The 18650-nt window shown below is 70.9% G+C and carries 15 protein-coding genes; 6 read left to right on the top strand and 9 right to left on the bottom strand.

Annotated features, from left to right (window positions below; translation table 11 throughout):
* Positions 1 to 1320, bottom strand: a complete 1320-nt coding sequence (gene glyA, locus ABD652_RS07740; protein WP_344719925.1) for a serine hydroxymethyltransferase — start codon at positions 1318 to 1320, stop codon at positions 1 to 3.
* Between the two features lie 336 nt (positions 1321 to 1656).
* Between glyA and ABD652_RS07735 the strand changes: the two genes are divergently transcribed.
* From ABD652_RS07735 to ABD652_RS07720, 4 genes are all read left to right on the top strand, one after another.
* The gene (locus tag ABD652_RS07735) at positions 1657 to 3069 is read left to right on the top strand and encodes an extracellular solute-binding protein (RefSeq protein ID WP_344719923.1); all 1413 of its coding nucleotides are present in this window, start codon (positions 1657 to 1659) and stop codon (positions 3067 to 3069) included.
* Entirely contained in the window at positions 3066 to 4034 is a 969-nt protein-coding gene (locus ABD652_RS07730; RefSeq protein ID WP_344719920.1) for a carbohydrate ABC transporter permease, read from the top strand. Before ABD652_RS07735 ends, ABD652_RS07730 begins: the two co-directional genes overlap by 4 nt.
* Before the next feature lie 187 nt (positions 4035 to 4221).
* On the top strand, positions 4222 to 5004 hold the full coding sequence (locus tag ABD652_RS07725) for a carbohydrate ABC transporter permease (RefSeq protein ID WP_246160973.1): 783 nt from the start codon (positions 4222 to 4224) through the stop codon (positions 5002 to 5004).
* 42 nt (positions 5005 to 5046) lie between these two features.
* Positions 5047 to 6417, top strand: a complete 1371-nt coding sequence (locus ABD652_RS07720) for a glycoside hydrolase family 32 protein (RefSeq protein ID WP_344719918.1) — start codon at positions 5047 to 5049, stop codon at positions 6415 to 6417.
* Here the strand turns inward: ABD652_RS07720 and ABD652_RS07715 are convergent.
* A complete protein-coding gene (locus tag ABD652_RS07715) occupies positions 6365 to 7435 on the bottom strand; it encodes a LacI family DNA-binding transcriptional regulator (RefSeq protein ID WP_344719916.1) in 1071 nt (356 codons plus the stop codon). The genes ABD652_RS07720 and ABD652_RS07715 overlap by 53 nt on opposite strands.
* 107 nt (positions 7436 to 7542) lie before the next feature.
* Positions 7543 to 9648 carry a PhoX family protein gene (locus tag ABD652_RS07710; RefSeq protein ID WP_344720454.1) on the bottom strand — a complete coding sequence of 702 codons (2106 nt, stop codon included), beginning with the start codon at positions 9646 to 9648 and terminating at the stop codon, positions 7543 to 7545.
* 350 nt (positions 9649 to 9998) lie between these two features.
* Here ABD652_RS07710 and ABD652_RS07705 point away from each other — a divergent pair, with 350 nt between their 5' ends.
* Together ABD652_RS07705 and ABD652_RS07700 are read left to right on the top strand one after the other, a co-directional pair.
* Entirely contained in the window at positions 9999 to 10529 is a 531-nt protein-coding gene (locus ABD652_RS07705) for a Fur family transcriptional regulator (protein WP_344719914.1), read from the top strand.
* 48 nt (positions 10530 to 10577) lie between these two features.
* Positions 10578 to 12044, top strand: a complete 1467-nt coding sequence (locus ABD652_RS07700) for a catalase (protein ID WP_344719912.1) — start codon at positions 10578 to 10580, stop codon at positions 12042 to 12044.
* Positions 12045 to 12176: 132 nt separating this feature from the next.
* On the opposite strand, the gene ABD652_RS07695 is transcribed toward ABD652_RS07700, so the two are convergent.
* The 6 genes from ABD652_RS07695 to ABD652_RS07670 form a co-directional block, all read right to left on the bottom strand.
* The gene (locus tag ABD652_RS07695) at positions 12177 to 12407 is read right to left on the bottom strand and encodes a hypothetical protein (RefSeq protein ID WP_344719910.1); all 231 of its coding nucleotides are present in this window, start codon (positions 12405 to 12407) and stop codon (positions 12177 to 12179) included.
* A gap of 248 nt (positions 12408 to 12655) precedes the next feature.
* On the bottom strand, positions 12656 to 13552 hold the full coding sequence (locus ABD652_RS07690; protein WP_344719908.1) for a hypothetical protein: 897 nt from the start codon (positions 13550 to 13552) through the stop codon (positions 12656 to 12658).
* 16 nt (positions 13553 to 13568) lie between these two features.
* Positions 13569 to 14372 (bottom strand): hypothetical protein, encoded by an 804-nt coding sequence (locus ABD652_RS07685; RefSeq protein WP_344719906.1) that lies wholly within the window; start codon positions 14370 to 14372, stop codon positions 13569 to 13571.
* 181 nt (positions 14373 to 14553) lie between these two features.
* Complete coding sequence (locus ABD652_RS07680; protein ID WP_344719904.1) at positions 14554 to 15087, bottom strand: gamma carbonic anhydrase family protein; 534 nt, start codon at positions 15085 to 15087, stop codon at positions 14554 to 14556.
* 92 nt (positions 15088 to 15179) lie between these two features.
* Positions 15180 to 16097 carry a D-isomer specific 2-hydroxyacid dehydrogenase family protein gene (locus ABD652_RS07675; protein ID WP_344719903.1) on the bottom strand — a complete coding sequence of 306 codons (918 nt, stop codon included), beginning with the start codon at positions 16095 to 16097 and terminating at the stop codon, positions 15180 to 15182.
* 155 nt (positions 16098 to 16252) lie between these two features.
* The gene (locus tag ABD652_RS07670; protein WP_344719901.1) at positions 16253 to 18472 is read right to left on the bottom strand and encodes an NADP-dependent isocitrate dehydrogenase; all 2220 of its coding nucleotides are present in this window, start codon (positions 18470 to 18472) and stop codon (positions 16253 to 16255) included.
* Positions 18473 to 18650 lie beyond the last annotated feature (178 nt).

Below are 18650 nucleotides of genomic sequence, written 5' to 3'. Positions count from 1 at the left end.
TCACCACTCCTCCAGGCCCTCGTACAGCGGAAAGTCGGCCGCCAGCTGCTCCACGCGGGTGCGGAGCGCCGACAGCTCGGCGGCCGGGACGCCGTCCTCGGCGTGCTCGGCGCCGGTCTTGAGCACTTCGGCGATGATCTCGGCGACCTCGCGGAACTCGGCGTCGCCGAAGCCGCGGGAGGCCAGCGCCGGGGTGCCGATGCGCAGCCCGGACGTGACCATCGGCGGACGCGGGTCGTTCGGGACCGCGTTGCGGTTGACGGTGATGCCGATCGAATGGAGCAGGTCTTCGGCCTGCTTGCCGTCCAGCGAGGAGTCGCGCAGGTCGACCAGCACCAGGTGCACATCGGTGCCGCCGGTGAGCACCGAGACCCCGTGGGCGGTGACGTCGTCGGCCGTCAGGCGCTCGGCCAGGGTCTTCGCGCCGTCGACGGTGCGCCGCTGACGCTGCTTGAAGTCCTCGGAGCCGGCGATCTTGAAGGCGATGGCCTTCGCGGCGATCGCGTGCATCAGCGGCCCGCCCTGCTGACCCGGGAAGACTGCGGAGTTGAGCTTCTTCGCGTGCTCCTCCTTCGCCAGGATCAGCCCCGAGCGCGGCCCGGCCAGCGTCTTGTGCACCGTGGAGGTCACCACGTCGGCGTAGGGCACCGGATTCGGGTGCAGGCCGGCGGCGACGAGTCCGGCGAAGTGGGCCATGTCGACCCAGAGGATCGCTCCGACCTCGTCGGCGATCTCGCGGAAGGCGGCGAAGTCGAGCTGCCGCGGGTAGGCCGACCAGCCGGCGACGATCATGTCCGGCCGCTCGGCCAGCGCCTGCTCGCGCACCTTCTCCATGTCGATCATGCCGGTCTCCGCGTCGACCTCGTAGGCGGCGACCTCGTGGAACTTGCCCGAGTAGTTCAGCTTCATGCCGTGGGTCAGGTGGCCGCCGTGGGCCAGCGAGAGGCCCATCAGCTTGTCGCCGGGCTTGAGGAAGGCGGTCATCACCGCGACGTTGGCCTGGGCGCCGGCGTGCGGCTGGACATTGGCGTACTCGGCGCCGAAGAGCTCCTTGACCCGGTCGAGGGCCAGGTTCTCGGCGACGTCGACGAACTCGCAGCCGCCGTAGTACCGGCGTCCCGGATATCCCTCGGCGTACTTGTTGGTCAGCACCGATCCCTGGGCCTCGAGGACCGCTCGCGGCACGAAGTTCTCGGAGGCGATCATCTCCAGGGTCCCGCGCTGGCGGCCGAGCTCGGCGTCTATCGCCTGGGCGATCTCCGGGTCGACGTCGGACAGGGGCGCGGTGTTGACGTTGAGGGTGGGCTCAGCTGCAGTCATCGACGCGGTCTCCTCGCTGGGAAGTTCAGGGGACGACGGCGGCACGACGCCGCGGACCCCCGCGCGCCTCGCCGAGGCCGCGCGCCGGGCCCGCTCCCGGAGCCACGCCGGTGGGCATGCCGCCCATGCGTGGTGCCGCAGTCCGCAGACAGTCTAACGCCGGAGGCGCCGCGCGACGGACGAATTCCGATGATGTCCGCACACCGGACGCCCCGCACGAGCCGGGCCCGCCCGGGACGCACTCCTCGCACTCCCGCCGACCTCTCGGCCGTTCACCACCTCGTTGACATGTGGGGCGGCTCACAGTAGGTTTCCTCACACGTGTTAGGAGGATTCATGCCCCACCCCTCGACCACCAGGTCCATCACTCGTCGAGCTCTGCTCGGCACCGGCGGGCTCGCCGCCGCGGGCGCCACCGTCGCGGCATGGCCGCGGCTGACCGGCTCCGACATCCCCGGCCGCGGCGAGGACGTGCTGCGCGTCGCCATCCAGGGGACCACCCAGGATGCCGCCGCGCGACAGGACCTCGCGGACGCCTTCATGGCGGAGAACCCGGACATCCCCGTGCAGATCGATGCCATCCAGTCCGCCGACTGGGGCGGGTTCTTCACCAAGCTGCTCACGATGGTCGCCTCGGGCACCGCTCCGGACGTGGTGTACCTCGCGACCGAGGGCGCCCAGCTCTTCGCCGAGCGGCTCGCCGAGCCGCTCGACGAGTGGATCACCTCCGAGGCTCCACAGATGGTCGACTACTTCCAGGACGTCCACCCCGCGCTGGTCGAGGCCTTCATGTACCGGGGCAGCCTCTACGCGCTGCCGCTGGACTTCAACGCGGCCAATATGTACCTCAACCGGGACGCGCTGCAGCGGGCCGGACTGGAGCTCCCCGCGCCGGACTGGGGCGTCGAGGAGTTCGAGGGGATGCTGCGCACCATGCAGGCGCAGTCGCCCGAGAACTTCGTGCCCTATTACTGGACCAACCGACTCTTCGGCGGCATCGTGCCCTGGCTCTATGCCAATGACACCAGCATCCTCACCGAGGAGCGGTTCGACGGCGGCGACTGGCTCTGGGACACCTTCTACCCGCCGGAGAAGACGGCCTCCCGCCGCGGCGGCTATCGGTGGACCGGTTCCAACGTCTCCTCCGACCGGGTCCACGAGACCTTCGAGCGGCTCCGCGGCTGGGTGGCCGACGACCTGAGCGTCCGCCCGGAGGAGGGCGGCGGCAATGCGCTGGTCGGACTCTTCGGCTCCTCGCGCATCGGCGCCACTCCCGCCGGCGGCTACTGGGCCCAGGGCCTGCACGAAGCCGGCATGTCACCCGACGCGTTCGACGTGCAGTACTTCCCGCAGTGGCGGACACAGCGCCACCAGTTCGGCACGGCGGGCTATTCGATCCTCCGCTCGTCGACGCGCAAGGAGCAGGCCTGGCGCTGGCTCTCCTTCACCGCCCGCAAGGAGGCCATGGAGACGGCCTTCCCGACGCCGTCGACGACGCCGACCCGCCGTTCCATGGTCGACGAAGCCTTCTACAGCGAGACCGGACCGCACAACTGGAAGGTCTTCTACGACACCCTCGACCAGTTCCCCACCTCCGGTCCGATCCCCGCCCCGCCGCAGCAGGCGGAGGTGGAGAACGCCCTGGCCCGGAACGTCGCCAGCGGAATGGGCGGCGGTCCGGCGCAGCTCGACGCCGCTCTCGAGCGGCTCGATCGTGAACTCACCGCAGCGATGGAGAAGGCAGCATGAGCATCGACACCGCACCGACCCGCAGCACGTCGCGCCCCACCTCGCGTCCCTCCGCCGACGACTCCCCGTCACAGACCCGCGCGCGGAGGAGCCGCCGCTCCGAGCGCTGGGTCATCATCCTGCTGCTGGCCCCGACCGTGCTGGGCATGGGCATCTTCACCCTGCTGCCGATCGTGGGATCACTGGCGCTGGCGTTCTTCGAGTGGGACCTGATCACCGCCCCGGAGTTCGCCGGGCTGGACAACTTCATCGCCCTGGGCGCAGACGCCACCGTGCGCACGGCTTTCCTGAACACCATCGTCTTCGTCGTCGTCGCCGTGGTGCTGCAGCTCGCCCTGGCGGTGTTCCTCGCGGTGATGGTGCAGTCACGCATGCCGGTCTGGCTGCGACTGTTCTTCCGCTCGACGTTCTTCTTCCCGCTGGTGCTCTCCGCGGCCAGCGTCTCGATCTTCATGCGCTACATGTTCAACGAACAGTTCGGCGTCGTGAACTGGCTGCTCGGCACTGTGGGCATCGCCCAGGTGCCCTGGCTGACCACCTCGACCGGAGCCGCCGCGGTGGTCATCTTCGTCTTCGTCTGGCAGAACTTCGGATTCTCCTTCCTCATCCTGCTCGGCGGCATCGCCGCCGTGCCCCAAGAGCTCTACGAGGCCGCAGAGATCGACGGCGCCCGCGGCTGGAAGGCCTTCAAGAACGTCACCCTGCCGCTGATCTCGCCCTCGCTGCTGGTCGCCTCGGTCACCGCGATGATCACCGCCCTGCAGGTCTTCGATCAGCCCTACGTGCTGACTCGCGGAGGCCCGGGCGACTCCACCCGCTCGGCAGTGATGGTCGTCTTCGAAGCCGCGTTCCAGCGTCTCGAGTTCGGCCTCGCCTCGGCCGCAGGGCTGGTCCTGATGGCCCTGATCATGCTCATCACCTGGATCCAGTTCCGGCTCTCCCGCCGCTTCGTCTTCTACCAGTGAGGCGTCCCGCCCGCCGACTCTCCATCGAGAGGAGCCTGTCATGACCACTCTCCCGTCCACCTCCGAGCAGGCGGCCCCGCGCGCCGCCTCCGAGTCCGCCCCGGACTCCCCCGCCCGCCGCCCGTCGACGCGCCGACGTCGTCGGCTCCGTCTGCCCTCGCCGTCGCGCGCCGCGGCGCTGCTTTTCATGGGCCTGGCGGCGCTGATGGTGCTCGGGCCGGTGATGTGGACGCTCTCCACCTCGCTGCGGGCCCCAGCCGAGTCCTTCGACCTGCCGCCGCACTTCCTGCCGCTGAGCCCGGACCTCACCGCCTACACGGAGGTGTTCGCGCAGATCGACGTCATCCGCCTGGTGACCAACTCCGCGCTGGTCACCGCGCTGATCGCCGGCGGCCAGATGATCACTGCGGCGATGGCCGGCTACGTCTTCGCCCGTCTGCCCTTCCGCGGCTCCGGGCTGCTCTTCGCCCTGGTGCTGGCCACGATGATGATCCCGGTGCAGGTCACCATCGTGCCGGTGTTCATGCTCATCCGCGGCATGGGCCTGGCGGACACTCTGTTGGCGCTGATCATCCCGGCGGTGCCCACTGCCTTCGGCACCTTCCTGATGCGCCAGCACTTCCTGAACCTGCCCGGCGACTATGCCGAGGCCGCCTCGCTGGACGGCGCGGGGCCGTGGCGGATCTTCTTCTCCGTCTACCTGCCGCTGGCCGCCCCGGGGATGGCGATCGTCGGCATCCTGGCGTTCAACTATCACTGGAACGAGTTCTTCCGACCGCTGGTGCTGACCAGCTCCCAGGAGAACTTCACCCTCCCGCTGGGGCTGGTCTCGCTGCAGGGGAACCTGGGCACGGGCAGCATCTCCGTGGTGCTCGCCGGAGTGATCCTGTCGATGATCCCGGCGCTGATCGTCTTCCTCTTCGGCCAGCGCTACCTCCGCGAGGGGCTCACCGCCGGCGCCGGCAAATAGTCCCCAGCCCCGATCCCCGCTCCGATCTCCTGAAAGGACCCCATGACCACCTCCTCCCCCCACGACTCGCCCGCGGCGACCCTCCGATCGTCCACGGACCCGGCGTTCCCCGTCGCACACCCCCGCCCGGCCTCGGGGTGGCTGAATGATCCCAACGGACTCTGCCGCGTCGACGGCGTCTGGCACGTCTTCTTCCAGTACAACCCGGACTCGGCGCAGCATCGGAATGTCCACTGGGGCCATCTCTCCTCCCCGGACCTGGTGGCCTGGACGGAGGAACCAGTCGCCCTCGCCCCGCCCGAGGAGGGACCGGACCGCGCCGGCTGCTGGTCGGGAGTCATGGGCTTCGACGGCGAGGGCCCCGTGGCGGTCTACAGCGGCGTGCAGCGGTTCGACGGCTCCTCCCGCGTGACGCTGGTCCGCGGATCCTCGGACCTGCGCCGGTGGGGGCCGGATCGTCACGTCGCGGCCGGCATGCCCGACGACGAACGAGTCACGGCTGTCCGCGACCCCTTCTTGCTGACCATCGGAGGACGCCGCTGGGCGCTGCAGGGCGCGGGTCTGGCCGACGGCCGGGCCGCAGTGCTGCTCTACGACGCCGCCGACCTCTGGCACTGGACCTACTGCGGCATATGGCTCGATTCCTCCGAGACGCCCGCCGACGTCGACGCCGAGATCTGGGAGTGTCCGCAGCTGGTGCCGTTCGAGGACGCCGGATGCTGGGCGCTGATCATCTGCCGCTGGCACTCGGACGAGGACGGCGTCACCGTGCGCAACAGCACCCGGGCGCTGCTGCTCGACGTGGCTGAACCCACGAGCGACGACCCCGTGCCGCGACCGACGGTGCGCAGCACAGCGGCCGTCGACGACGGCGACTCGTTCTATGCGCCGCAGGTTCTGGTCCACGACGACCGAGCCCTGCTCGTCGGCTGGGCCCGGGAGGAGCGCTCGCAGGAGGCGTCGGATGCCGCCGGCTGGGCCGGCCTGCTGACCTGGCCGCGCGAACTGTTCCTCCGCGACGGACGGCTGATCAGCACCCCGGCGCCGGAGTGCGAGGGCTGGCGGGCCGGCGAGGCCCTCCGACACAGGATCGGCACCGGCACGTCCCCGGCCGTGGACCTGCCCTCGGCGTGCGACGCCCTCGTCGAGGCCGACACGCCCGGCGGAGCATCCGTCCGACTGATCATGCTCGACGATCACGGCGACCCTCTCGAGACCGCGTTCTCCGGACGAGCTGAGCGGCTGGTCATCGACCACTCCATCGTGGAGATCTATCGACCGGACGACGCCCCCTGCACGCTCCGCGTCGAACCGCACGACGGACAGCTCTGGCGGCTGGAGGCCGAGGAGGAGGCCACCGTCACCTGGTGGGAGCTGCGGCAGTGGAGTCCCGCACCATCAGCTCCGTACTGATCAGCTCCGCGGCGCCGACGTCGCCGGGAGCCGGGGGCCCGGCGGCCCCCGCCTCGACGGCGACGCCCGGCACCTGGTGCAGCAGGATCTCCATGGCCCGGGCACCGATCCCGCGGTGCGGCAGCGCCACCGATGTCAGCGCCGGCACCACGCACGAGGCGACATGCGCCTGGTCGTCGACGCCGACCACCGAGAGCTCCTCCGGCACTCGGATTCCCCGGTGGGCCGCCGCCAGGAGCACACCGACAGCGGTGCGGTCGTTGGAGGCGAGGATCGCGGTGGGTCGACCGTCCGGATCGCCGTCGTCGAACAGCGCGGCCGCGGCGCGGTATCCCTCGTCGATCTCCCAGCCGCAGGGGATCGTCCACGGGGCAGCGCGCCCCTCGGCGGTCCGGAGAAAGCCCGCGCGCCGCCGCGCGGTGGCCGGCGAGTCCTCGGTGCCGGCCAGCTGGACGATGTCTCGGTGGCCCAGGGCCAGCAGGTGTTCGACGGCCTGCACCGACCCGCCGGCCTCGTCGGCGACGACGCTCGGCGCCCCGTCGGCTGGGCCCAGGCAGTTCGCCAGCACCGCCGGCAGGGCCAGGAGCTCCTGCGGCGGGGCCACGTCGACCAGTCCGCCGGTGGCCAGCATCAGGGCGTCCACACTGCGCGAGAAGAAGACCTCGGACATCTCCCGAACGAGGTCCTCCTCGCCCTCGGTGTCGGCCACCATGATCATGAAGCCGTGCTCTCGGGCGACGACGCCGGCGCCGCTGATGATCCCCCCGGCGAAGGGAGAGGTGACGATCTCGTCGGTGATCACGCCGACGGTGCGCGTGCTCCGCGAGCGCAGAGACCGTCCGACGCTCTGCGGGACGTAGCCCAGCTCGTCCACGGCCGCGCGGATCCGTTCCTGCAGCGACGGCGCGACGTTGCCGTCGGCTCGGCCGTTGAGCACCAGAGAGACGGCGCTGCGCGAGGCACCGGAACGCTCGGCGACCTCGGCCGCGGTGATGCGTCGTCGTGTGTCCCGATTCACCAACGCTCCTGTCGCGGGGCGGAGCAGCCGACGGCCGGCGCCGCCGGCTGCTCCTCGATGTCGTTCCGCGCCATTCTACCGACCGGTCGGGCCACGGGCCGGGTGCTTCAGCCCAGCGCCGGCCCCTGACGCAGCGCGCCGCCGGAGTGGGCCTCGCCGATCAGCTGACGCTGCCGGCGGTCGGCGGTGCCGCGCTTGGGCTTGCCCTTCAGGACCTGGACGACCGACGGGCGCGGCATGGCGAACCGACCGTCGCCGTCGGAGTCCACGTAGTCCGGGAAGAAGGACTGCGGGGTCTGCCAGCTGCCGTCCTCGCCGGGGTGCTGGACGGCGACGAAGGCGGTGCGCTGGGTGTCGCGGATGACCGGGCCGCAGGTCTCCGCGCCGGCCGGCACGGAGAGGAACTGCTCGACCAGCCCGCGGTCCTCGCCCTCCAGCTGGACGCGGAAGAGCCCGTCGCAGTAGCCGATGCCGCTGGGGGCGCCGTCGGTGGAGATCCACAGGTTCCCCACCGAGTCGAAGGCGACGTTGTCCGGGCAGGAGATCGGCGAGACCTGGTCGGCCGGGAAGCCGGAGAAGTAGGTCGCATCGCCCTGCGCGGGATCGCCGCAGACCAGCACCAGCGTCCAGCCGAAGGACGTCGCGGTCTGGTCGCCCTGCTCGGTGATCTCGACGACGTGGCCGTCGCGGTTCTTCGCCCGCGGGTTCGGCTCGTCGACGCCGGCGTGGCCCGCCGTGGCGCGCTCGTCGTTGTTGGTGCAGGCCATGTAGACCCGGCCGGTGACCGGGTTGGGCTCGACGTCCTCCGGGCGGTCCATCTTGGTGGCCCCGACGGCGTCGGCGGCCAGCCGAGTGTGGACCAGCACCTCCTCGACGCTGAAGCCGGAGACCTGCGAGGCGCCGTCGACGAGCAGCGGCAGCCAGGTGCCGCCGCCGTCGAAGGCGCCGTCGGAGGGCACCGCACCGGAGCCGTCGATCTCGCCGGCCGGCGAGTTGCCGGTGAAGCGGGCGACGTAGAGGTCGCCCTCGGAGAGCAGGGTCTTGTTGTGCTCACGGTCGCCCTCGACGTAGGTGTCGCGGGAGACGAACTTGTAGAGGTACTCGAAGCGGGCGTCGTCGCCGGAGTAGGCCACCGCATGGCCGGAGTCGGCGATGATCACCGTCGCGCCCTCGTGGTTGAAGCGGCCCAGGCCGGTGTGCTTGACCGGGGTCGACTCCGGGTCCCACGGGTCGACCTCGACGATCCAGCCGAACTTGTTCTTCTCGTGCTCATGCCCGGCGTTGCGGGCGTCGAAGCGCGGCTCGTCGATCTCCCAGCCGCGGGCGGTGGCCTCGGCGGTGATCCCGTAGCGGCGGTCGGCCTCGGAGGTCCCGGCGGAGACGAAGTAGCCGTGGAAGTTCTCCTCGCCGGAGAGCATGGTGCCCCAGGGGGTGAGCCCGCCGGCGCAGTTGTTGATCGTCCCGCGCACCGAGACGCCCTCGGGGTCGTCGGCAGTGGCCAGCAGCTCGGAGCCGCGCAGCGGGCCGTCGAAGGTGTACTCGGTGTGCATGGTGAAGCGGCGGTTGCGCGAGCCCGCGACGTCGACGCTCCAGGCGTCGTTGCGGTTCTTCCGGACGACCTCCACGGCCGTCATGCCGTGGGCGGCCATGCCCACCGCCCGGCGGGTGGCCTCGTCCGTCGAGTCCGGGAACATCAGGTTCTCGTTGGTGTACTCGTGGTTGGCGAAGAGCAGGCCGCGCCGGCCGTTGCTGCCCGGCACCTCCTGGATCTCCAGGTAGTCGTTGTTGTACCCGAACTGCTTCGCCTGGGAGTCGGCGCTCTGGTTCTCCGGGTCGAAGGACGGCGAGTCCGGGAAGAGGCCGTCGCCCCAGCGGATGACCGGCTCCCAGGTGTAGCCCTCCGGGACGATGAGGCCGTCGACGGCGTGATGCACCGGATCGATCGGAGTGAACGTCAGCTTCGAGGCTCCCCAGGACTTCGCGGCGGCGGGCTGGGCGCCGGCGACGTCGGAGGCGGCGCCGACGGCGAGGGCCAGCGCGCCGGCGGCTCCGGCGCCGAGCATCTGCCGGCGGGACAGCGCCGAGGAGGCGACGTCGCGGAAGTAGTCGTTGTCCGAGGTGTTGCAGGCGGCGCGCGCACAGATGTTGTCGCACTTCAGCGCGCAGGTGACGGCGCTGCGCTTGCCACGGACGTGGTCGAGCATCGGAAGCATCTCGCGAACTGGCACTCAGGGGTCCTTTCAGGGGTGTCGTGGGCTGGTCCGGAATGCCCGCCGTGCCGGCGGAGCGCCGGCACAGAGCGCCGACGTGCGGCTGACCTGGCCTCCCGGGGTGACGCCGCAGATCACCGTGACAGTCCGATCATGCCCCGACACCACCGGAGCATGAACGGCGGGCAAACTCCCCCGGGCAGTTCCAAAACATCACGGCAACGTTCGCTAAACCCCCGTGAGGCAGGACGGACCTGTCTGAGCGATGTCGCACTCCGCGCGGCCGCACCCCGCCCTGACGACCGCACCGAGCGTTATTGTGAATCACTCAGATCTGCGGCACACTGGATGCCATGAGCTCGACGACCGAGACGGACTGGCGCAGTCTGCTGCGTGACCGCGGACTGCGCGTCACCCGGCAGCGCCTGGCCGTGCTCGACGCCGTCGCGAGCCTGCCGCACCACCCGGCGGAGGCCATCCACTCGGCAGTCACCGAGCGCCTTCCCGAGATCAGCGTGCAGTCGGTGTACACCGTGCTGCACGACCTCACCGCCGCCGAGCTGCTGCGCCGTGTCGACCCGCCGGGATCCCCGGCCTGCTACGAGACCCGCACCGACGACAATCACCACCACGCCATCTGCACCGTCTGCGGGCGGATCGAGGATGTCGAGTGCCTCCACGGCCAGGCCCCGTGCCTCACGCCGCCGGACGGCCTGGGCATGGCCATCGAGGTGGCCGACGTCGTCTTCCGCGGGATCTGCGACGACTGCGCCTCCGCGGCGGGTCCGAGCGACGCCGGGAGCGGCGGCACGACGCGACGCAGGGGCACGGCGCACCCGGGCGAGACGGAGGCCGGCGCGCCGGTCTCCGGGGCCTCCCGCTGACCCCGTCCACCCGAGGATCCACCCGAGCAGAGAAGAAAGGGACGTGTGATGAGCACCGACTCCACCCCGCACGGCACCGGGTCGACGACCCAGGCCGGCATCCCCGCAGTCAGCGATCGCAACTCGCTGAGCGTCGGCCCCGACGGTCCGCTGCTGCTGCACGACCACCACCTGGTCGAGACCCTGGCGCACTTCAACCGGATGAACGTCCCCGAGCGTCGCCCGCACGCCAAGGGCGCCGGCGCCTTCGGCACCTTCGAGGTCACCGAGGACGTCTCGCAGTACACCGAGGCCGACCTGTTCCAGCCCGGCAAGAAGACCGAGACGCTGCTGCGCTTCTCCACCGTCGCCGGCGAGCTGGGCTCCCCCGACACCTGGCGCGACGTGCGCGGCTTCGCGCTGAAGTTCTACACCGAGGAGGGGAACTTCGACCTGGTCGGCAACAACACGCCGGTCTTCTTCGTCCGCGACCCCATGAAGTTCCCGCACTTCATCCGCTCGCAGAAGCGCCTGCCGTCCTCGGGCCTGCGCGACAACCACATGCAGTGGGACTTCTGGACGCAGAACCCGGAGTCGGCCCACCAGGTGACCTACCTGATGGGCGACCGCGGCCTGCCGGCGTCTTGGCGGCTGATGAACGGCTACGGCTCGCACACCTACCAGTGGAACAACGCCGACGGTCAGCGCTTCTGGGTGAAGTACCACTTCATCAACGACGAGGGCGTCGAGGGTCTCTCCAATGAGGAGGCCGAGCGCCTGGCCGGCGCCGACGCGGACTTCCACCGCCGCGACCTCTACGAGAACATCCAGAAGGGCAACCACCCGTCCTGGACCCTCTACGTGCAGGTCATGCCGTACGAGGACGCCAAGACCTACCGGATCAACCCCTTCGACCTGACCAAGATCTGGCCGCAGCAGGACTACCCGCGCATCAAGGTCGGCACGCTGACGCTGAACCGGAACCCGCAGAACTTCTTCGCCGAGATCGAGCAGGCCGCCTTCTCGCCGGCGAACATGGTCCCGGGCACCGGCAACTCCCCGGACAAGATGCTGCTGGGCCGCAACTTCGCCTACGCGGACGCCCACCGCTACCGCATCGGCACCAACTTCCAGCAGCTGCCGGTCAATCGGCCGAAGAACGAGGTCCACACCTACAACTTCGAGGGCAACATGTGGTTCGACCACTCCGGCACCAAGCCGGTCTACGCCCCGAACACGGTGGAGGGCTCCACCTGGTCCGACGAGCAGGGCCCGGTCGACAACGGCTGGGAGACCGACGGCGAGCTGGTGCGCCAGGCCTACACGCTGCGCGCCGACGACGATGACTTCGGCCAGCCGGGCATCCTGGTCCGCGAGGTCTTCGACGACGCCCAGCGCGACCGCCTGGTCGAGACCGTCTCCGGCGCGCTCTCCGACGGCGTGCAGGAGCCGGTGCTCTCCAACGCCTTCCAGTACTGGAAGAACGTCGACGCCGAGATCGGCCAGCGCATCGAGGACGCCGTCAAGAACGGCTGATCCTCCCGCGCCGCGGCTCCGCCGCGCATGACGACGGCCCCTCGTCCGCCCGGTTCCGCCGGGTCGGACGAGGGGCCGTTCGTGTGCAGGGCGGGCTGAGGACTCGCGCGGCCGCGTGGGAAAGGGTCGGGGTCAGCCGTCGAGCTCGTCGCCCTCCGGGCCGGACGCTCCGGCGTCGCCGGATTCCGCACCGGAGTCGAGGTCGTCCTCGGACGACGGCGCCGGGGCGCCGCCCTCGGCGGCCGCGGACTCGGCCGTCTGCCGGGGCGGATCGTCCCAGGCCGTCGTGCCGAAGACCGCCATCGACGCCACGCCCAGCGCGCCGGCGGCGGACAGGATCCGGCTCGCATCGGTGCCGGCCATACGTCTGCACCTCCCTCGTCATGCCTCCGCGGAGGCTCTGCCGACGACCGCCGCGGACGGCTCCGCGGGTGGTCGTGGAGACCGTCCGGGCGGACGGTCTGTGGCCATGATGGTCATCGCCGAGGGCTCGAGGAAAGGCCGAGAGCGGGTCCTCAGCCGAACTCTGGGCGAGCTCCCACGAGGCGTCGAGGAGCCGCCCACCTGCTCGGCGGATCCTGGCCGTCCACTGACCGCGGCCGGCCGAGGGGTCAGCCGGCCAGCAGCTCGCCGAGCTCGGCGCGCGGCATCGTCTTCTGCTCGGGAGGCGCCCCCGGCCCCTCCGAGGAGTTCCAGTCGCTGAACGTCAGCTCGAAGGTCCCGTCGCGGGCGTCCCCGACGCAGCTCAGCAGCACCGGCTCCTCCCCGGGGCGGACGACGACCTCGAAGACGCCGTCCGAGTAGACCCAGACCTCCTCGCCGTCGCGGGTCCGAGTCTCGCCGTCGAACGTGACGAGCGGATCCCGACCCTCCAGCGCACGGCGGAGGTGTTCCAGGAAGCGCTCGGTCGTCCGGCTCTCGACGCCTTCCTCCTCCTCCCATTCGACCCATTTCCCCGCGGCCTCGTCGCGGGCGCGCTCGGGGATCTCCGTGCTCTCCACGGCCCGGCTCAGAGAGCCCAGCAGAATCGGGGCCGGTTCATAGTAGGCGTCGCCGACGAGCCGAGCCCTGCTGATCACCGTCTCGTCACGCACTGCGCGGTACGTCGCGTCGGAGCCGTCCACCGCGCCGGAGAACTCATAGACCAACCGCACCTCGCCGTCGTCCTCGGAGTTCAGGAAAGTGCCGGGCATCTCGCCAGTGATCGCCACCGAGTCGGCCTGCTGCATGGTGTCCCAGAGATCGGTCTCGATCTCCGCATAGGCCGGGGCCTCCGGGACGTCCGGAGTGTCCGCATCCTCCGCGGAGGACTCGGCACTCGGACCGCCGGAGGAGGCCTCCTCTCCGGATGCGGAGTCTCCTCCGGCGCCGCAGCCGGTCAGCGCCAGCAGCGCCGCGAGCACGACGCCGGCGGAATCGGCACGTCGGGGTCGGACCATGAGTCGGTCGGGGTCCTTCCTGCGGAAGAGCACGCCCTGGAGGCGCTCGGCGGAAGTCAGCGGGGCCACGAGCAGCTCCCGCCGATCAGCCGGTCACGATGGCGCGGACCTCGTCGAGGGACAGCACGTCCTCCTCGGCGGGCTCCTCCGGCCCCTCGGACGCGTCCCAGTCCTCGAAGGTCAGGTCGACGGACTCGCCGCCGCTCTCGCCGGCATAGCTCAGCAGGACGGGCTCGTCGCCGGCACGGACCACGGCCTCCACGCCACCGCCGGTGTAGACCCAGACGTCCTCGCCCTCGCGAGTCTCGGCCTCGCCCTCGAGGCTGCTCGCCGCCCCGTTGTCCTCCATGCTGGAGCGCATCTGCTCCAGGAAGGCGGCGGTGGAGGCCTGCGAACGATCGACCTGTCCGCTGTAGTCGACCCACTTGCCCTCGAACTCGGCGGCGAAGTCCTCAGCCGAGAATGCGTCTCCCGAGGCTCGAGCGATGGACTCCAGCTCCAGCTCGCCCGGGACGTAGATGGCGTCCTCGAGCATGTTCATCTCCGTGGTGACGCCGTCGTTGAGTTCGTGGAACGTCGACGCCGTTCCGTCGAGGCTGCCGGTGTACTCCTGCTCCACCACGGCATCCGACGAGGCCTGCGGATTCATCAACGCGGCGGACAGCTCCACCGAGAGCGTGACCGACTCGGCGGCGAGCATCGTGTCCCAGATGTCGGACTCGATCTCGGTGTACTCCGGCGCCGGCGGCACCTCCGGGGTCTGGCTCTCCTCGGCGGCGGGATCCTCGCCGCCGCCTCCGCAGGCGGTCAGCGTCAGCAGCGCGACGCCGGCGAGACCGGCGGCGGCGCGCGGGGCGAGGCGGGCGGAGGGCGGAACGATCTGAGGCATGAGGTCCTCTCCTGAGACGAGTGATCGGGGCACGGCAGTGACGCCCCGGAGGGACGCACCCGATCATCGTTCCGGATCACCGAAAACGGAGCAAACCGATCTCCACAGGCCCTTCGCACTCGTCCCGGGCCGCTCCATCGGCCTGGAATGCTCCGATCCGGACCCTCCGGCCCGGCCGCGCTCAGTCCTGCGCGTCGTCCCCCGTCGCCGCCCGGTGCGCATCGCGCAGCCGGTGGTAGGTCTCGGCGTTGCGGGCCAGGCCGGCGACCTCCTCGTCGGTCAGCTCCCGACGGACCTTGCCCGGCACCCCGGCCACCAGCGACCGCGGCGGGATCTCGGTGCCCTCGAGCACCACCGCCCCGGCGGCGACCAACGACTGCTCGCCGACCACGGCGCCGTTCATCACCGTCGCGCCCATGCCGATCAGCGACCCGTCGCCGACGGTGCATCCGTGCACCACCGCACCGTGCCCGACCGACACCGAGTCGCCGAGCGTGCACGGGAAGCCGGCGTCGGCGTGCAGCACCGCGCCGTCCTGGACATTGGTCCCGGCCCCGACGCGGATGGGCGCGGAGTCGCCGCGCAGCGAGGTGTTGTAGAAGGCCGAGGCTCCCTCGGCCAGGGCCACGTCTCCGGTGACCGCGGCGGTCGGGGCCAGGAACACCCCGTCGCCGAGGCTCGGGGTCCGCCCGTCGATCGTCAGCACATGGGCCATCTCTGCTTCTCCTCTCCTGGGGAGCTCCTCGCCGAGCTCCCTCCTCGGGTCTCCGGGCGCCGCCCAGGCCGCCGCGCGCGACGGCCGGCGGCTCAGTAGCCTCGCTCGGGACTCGCCACGCCGATCGGCTCCTCGCCGTCGCGCAGCCGACGGTGGTTGGCCAGCACCCGCTCGCGCAGCAGCGGCGCCACCATCTCCGGGGTGTCGGCGGTGTGCGGGGTGATCAGGCAGTTCTCCAGCTCCCAGAGCGGGTGACCGTCGGGCAGCGGCTCCGGATCCGTGACGTCCAGTCCCGCGCCGCCGAGCCGTCCGGCGCGCAGCGTGGAGACCAGCGCCTCCTGGTCGATCAACCGGCCGCGGCCGACGTTGACGACCACGGCGGACTCGGCGAGCCGCTCGAGCTGCGCGGCGCCGATCATCCGCTCGGTCTCCGGGGTGACGGCGGCGGCGAGCCCGAGGACGTCGGCGCCGTCGAGCACCTCGTCCAGCTGGTCGAAGCTCACCGTGCGGTCGGCGCCGTCGAGCGGGGCGGAGCTGCGCCGCACCACGGTGACATGGGTGCGGAAGGCCTTGTAGAGCCGGACCATCTCGGAGGCCACTCCCCCGGCGCCGACGACGACGCAGCGCAGCCCGTGCAACGACTCGCCGTGCGCCTCGCCCCAGGTCTTCGCGCGGGCCCGCTCGGTCAGCCGGCGCAGCGCCGCCAGGGTGAGCAGCAGTCCGTGCTCGCCGACCGGTTCGGCATAGGCGCCCTTCGCCGAGGTCCAGGTCCGCTCGGGGAAGCGCGCCATCGACGGGGCATAGGCCTCGATGCCGGCACTGGGCAGCTGCACCCACTCCGCCTGCGGGTTGTCCTCGAGGAGCCGATCCAGATCCAGTTCGGCGAACATCCCGGTGACGATCACCCCCGTGGGACGTTCGTCGGCTCCGACGATCTCGGCCCCCTGGGCCCTCAGCCCCTCGATCAGCGGCTCCGGTGCTGCGTGGGTGAGATGGATCCGGGAAGTCACGGCCCCTCCGATGGGTAGACGATGAACTGGCGCTCAGCTGCGGAGCACCGGCGTGCTCCGAGTCACCATCCTACGAGACGACGACGGGCCGGCTCCCCGCAGGGAGCCGGCCCGTGCTCAGATATCGCCGTCGGAGACGGTCGGAGGCGTCGAGGTCAGCGCTTCAGCGCGTCCACGATGCCGTTGAGCGTCGCCGACGGACGCATGGCCGCATCGGCCTTCTCGGCGTCGGGACGGTAGTAGCCGGCCAGGTCCACTGCGTGGCCCTGCACGCCGGCGAGCTCGCCGACGATGGTCTCCTCCTGGGAGGTCATCTGCTCGGCGACCGGGCCGAAGACCTCGGCCAGCTCGGCGTCCTCGTCCTGCTGCGCCAGCTCCTGCGCCCAGTACAGGGCCAGGTAGAAGTGCGAGCCGCGGTTGTCGACGGTGCCGACCTTCCGGCCCGGCGAGCGGTCCTCCATCAGGAAGGTCGCCGTCGCGCGGTCCAGCGCCGAGGCCAGGACCTTCGCCCGCGGGGCGTCGGCCTGCTCGGCGTACTTCTGCAGCGAGGGCACCAGTGCGAAGAACTCGCCCAGCGAGTCCCAGCGCAGGTAGTCCTCCTCCATCAGCTGCTGGACGTGCTTCGGCGCGGATCCGCCGGCCCCGGTCTCGAAGAGCCCGCCGCCGGCCATCAGCGGCACGATGGACAGCATCTTCGCCGAGGTCCCCAGCTCGAGGATCGGGAAGAGGTCGGTCAGGTAGTCGCGCAGCACGTTGCCGGTCACCGAGATGGTGTCCTCGCCGCGGCGGGCACGGCCCAGCGCGTGCTGGGTCGCGGCCACCGGGTCCATGATCCGGATCTCCAGGCCGTCGGTGTCGTGCTCCTGCAGCGCCGACTCGACCTTGCCGATGAGGTTCGCGTCGTGGGCGCGCTCGGCGTCGAGCCAGAACACCGCCGGGGCGCCGGACTCGCGGGCGCGGGAGACGGCCAGCTTGACCCAGTCGCGGATGGGCTCGTCCTTGGTCTGGCAGGCGCGCCAGATGTCGCCCGGGGAGACCTCGTGCTCGATGAGCACGTGGCCGACGCCGTCGACGACCTGCACCGTGCCGGCCTCGGCGATCTCGAAGGTCTTGTCGTGGGAGCCGTACTCCTCGGCCTTCTTCGCCATCAGTCCGACGTTCGGCACCGAGCCCATCGTGGCCGGGTCCAGCGCGCCGTTCTCCCGGCAGTCGTCGATCGCGGCCTGGTACACGCCGGCGTAGGAGGAGTCCGGGATGACCGCCAGCGTGTCGTCGGTCTCGCCGTCGGGGCCCCAGACCTTGCCGCCGTTGCGGATCATCGCCGGCATCGAGGCGTCGATGATCACGTCGGAGGGCACGTGCAGGTTGGTGATGCCCTTGGAGTCGTCGACCATCGACAGCCGCGGCCCCTCCTCGAGGCCGCGCTGCACCTCGGCCTTGATCGCCTCGCCGGCCTCGCCGAGCTCCTCGGCGCCGGAGAGGATCGAGGCCAGTCCGTCGTTGGCCGAGAGGCCGGCCTGCGCTAGCGTCTCGCCGTGCTCGGCGAAGAGCCGCGGGAAGAAGGCCTTGACGATGTGGCCGAAGATGATGGGATCGGAGACCTTCATCATCGTGGCCTTCAGGTGGGCGGAGAAGAGCACGCCCTCCTGCTTGGCGCGCTCCACCTGGGCGGAGAGGAACTCGTCCAGGGCCTGCGCGCTCATGACGGTGCCGTCGACGACCTCGCCGGCCTCGACCGGCAGCTCCTCCTTGAGCACCTGAGTCTCGCCGGCGGCGGTGACCAGCTGGATGCGCAGCGTGCCGGCCTCCTCGACGACGACCGACTGCTCGTTGGCGGCGAAGTCGTCGGCGCCCATGGTCGCCACGTTCGTCTTCGAGTCGCCGCTCCACTCGCCCATCCGGTGCGGGTTCTGCCGCACGTAGGCCTTCACCGACGCCGGCGCGCGGCGGTCCGAGTTGCCCTCGCGCAGCACCGGGTTGACCGCCGAGCCCTTCACCCGGTCGTAGCGGGCGCGCGCGTCGCGCTCCGCGTCGGACTCCGGGGCCTCCGGGTAGTCGGGCAGGTCGTAGCCCTGCGCCTGCAGCTCGGCGATCGCGGCCTTGAGCTGCGGCACCGAGGCGGAGATGTTGGGCAGCTTGATGATGTTGGCCTCGGGAGTCTTGGCCAGCTCGCCCAGCGCCGCCAGCGCATCCTCTTCGCGCTGCTCGGCGGTGAGCCGATCAGGGAACTGGGCGATGATGCGCCCGGCCAGCGAGATGTCCCGGGTCTCGACCTCGACCCCGGCGGTCGAGGCGAAGGCCTCGACGATCGGCTTGAACGAGTAGGTGGCCAGCAGCGGCGCTTCGTCGGTGTGGGTGTAGATGATCTTCGTCATCGGCAGGAACGTCTCCCTCGGGGTCTGGGGTCGGGATCAGCAGGTGTCGAGGTCGGCGGTGCACAGACCGGCCGCCTCGCCGAGCGTCGCCCCGTCGGGCCCCGGACGGGGCCGGGCTCGATCGGAGCAGTCCGCTCGCGGAACAGTGCCCAATCTACCGGAGGTCGGCGGCGGGGGG

The sequence above is a fragment of the Nesterenkonia halobia genome, assembly GCF_039536005.1.
Taxonomy (GTDB): Bacteria; Actinomycetota; Actinomycetes; order Actinomycetales; family Micrococcaceae; genus Nesterenkonia; species Nesterenkonia halobia.
The sequence above is the reverse complement of the archived record's forward strand: the minus strand, read 5'-3'. Positions and strand labels throughout refer to the sequence as shown.

Coding starts and splice junctions, on each gene's coding strand:
- glyA (WP_344719925.1), bottom strand. CDS start 1,320: ATGACTGCAGCTGAGCCCACCCTCAACGTCAACACCGCGCCCCTGTCC.
- ABD652_RS07735 (WP_344719923.1), top strand. CDS start 1,657: ATGCCCCACCCCTCGACCACCAGGTCCATCACTCGTCGAGCTCTGCTC.
- ABD652_RS07730 (WP_344719920.1), top strand. CDS start 3,066: ATGAGCATCGACACCGCACCGACCCGCAGCACGTCGCGCCCCACCTCG.
- ABD652_RS07725 (WP_246160973.1), top strand. CDS start 4,222: ATGGGCCTGGCGGCGCTGATGGTGCTCGGGCCGGTGATGTGGACGCTC.
- ABD652_RS07720 (WP_344719918.1), top strand. CDS start 5,047: ATGACCACCTCCTCCCCCCACGACTCGCCCGCGGCGACCCTCCGATCG.
- ABD652_RS07710 (WP_344720454.1), bottom strand. CDS start 9,648: ATGCTTCCGATGCTCGACCACGTCCGTGGCAAGCGCAGCGCCGTCACC.
- ABD652_RS07705 (WP_344719914.1), top strand. CDS start 9,999: ATGAGCTCGACGACCGAGACGGACTGGCGCAGTCTGCTGCGTGACCGC.
- ABD652_RS07700 (WP_344719912.1), top strand. CDS start 10,578: ATGAGCACCGACTCCACCCCGCACGGCACCGGGTCGACGACCCAGGCC.
- ABD652_RS07695 (WP_344719910.1), bottom strand. CDS start 12,407: ATGGCCGGCACCGATGCGAGCCGGATCCTGTCCGCCGCCGGCGCGCTG.
- ABD652_RS07685 (WP_344719906.1), bottom strand. CDS start 14,372: ATGCCTCAGATCGTTCCGCCCTCCGCCCGCCTCGCCCCGCGCGCCGCC.
- ABD652_RS07680 (WP_344719904.1), bottom strand. CDS start 15,087: ATGGCCCATGTGCTGACGATCGACGGGCGGACCCCGAGCCTCGGCGAC.
- ABD652_RS07670 (WP_344719901.1), bottom strand. CDS start 18,472: ATGACGAAGATCATCTACACCCACACCGACGAAGCGCCGCTGCTGGCC.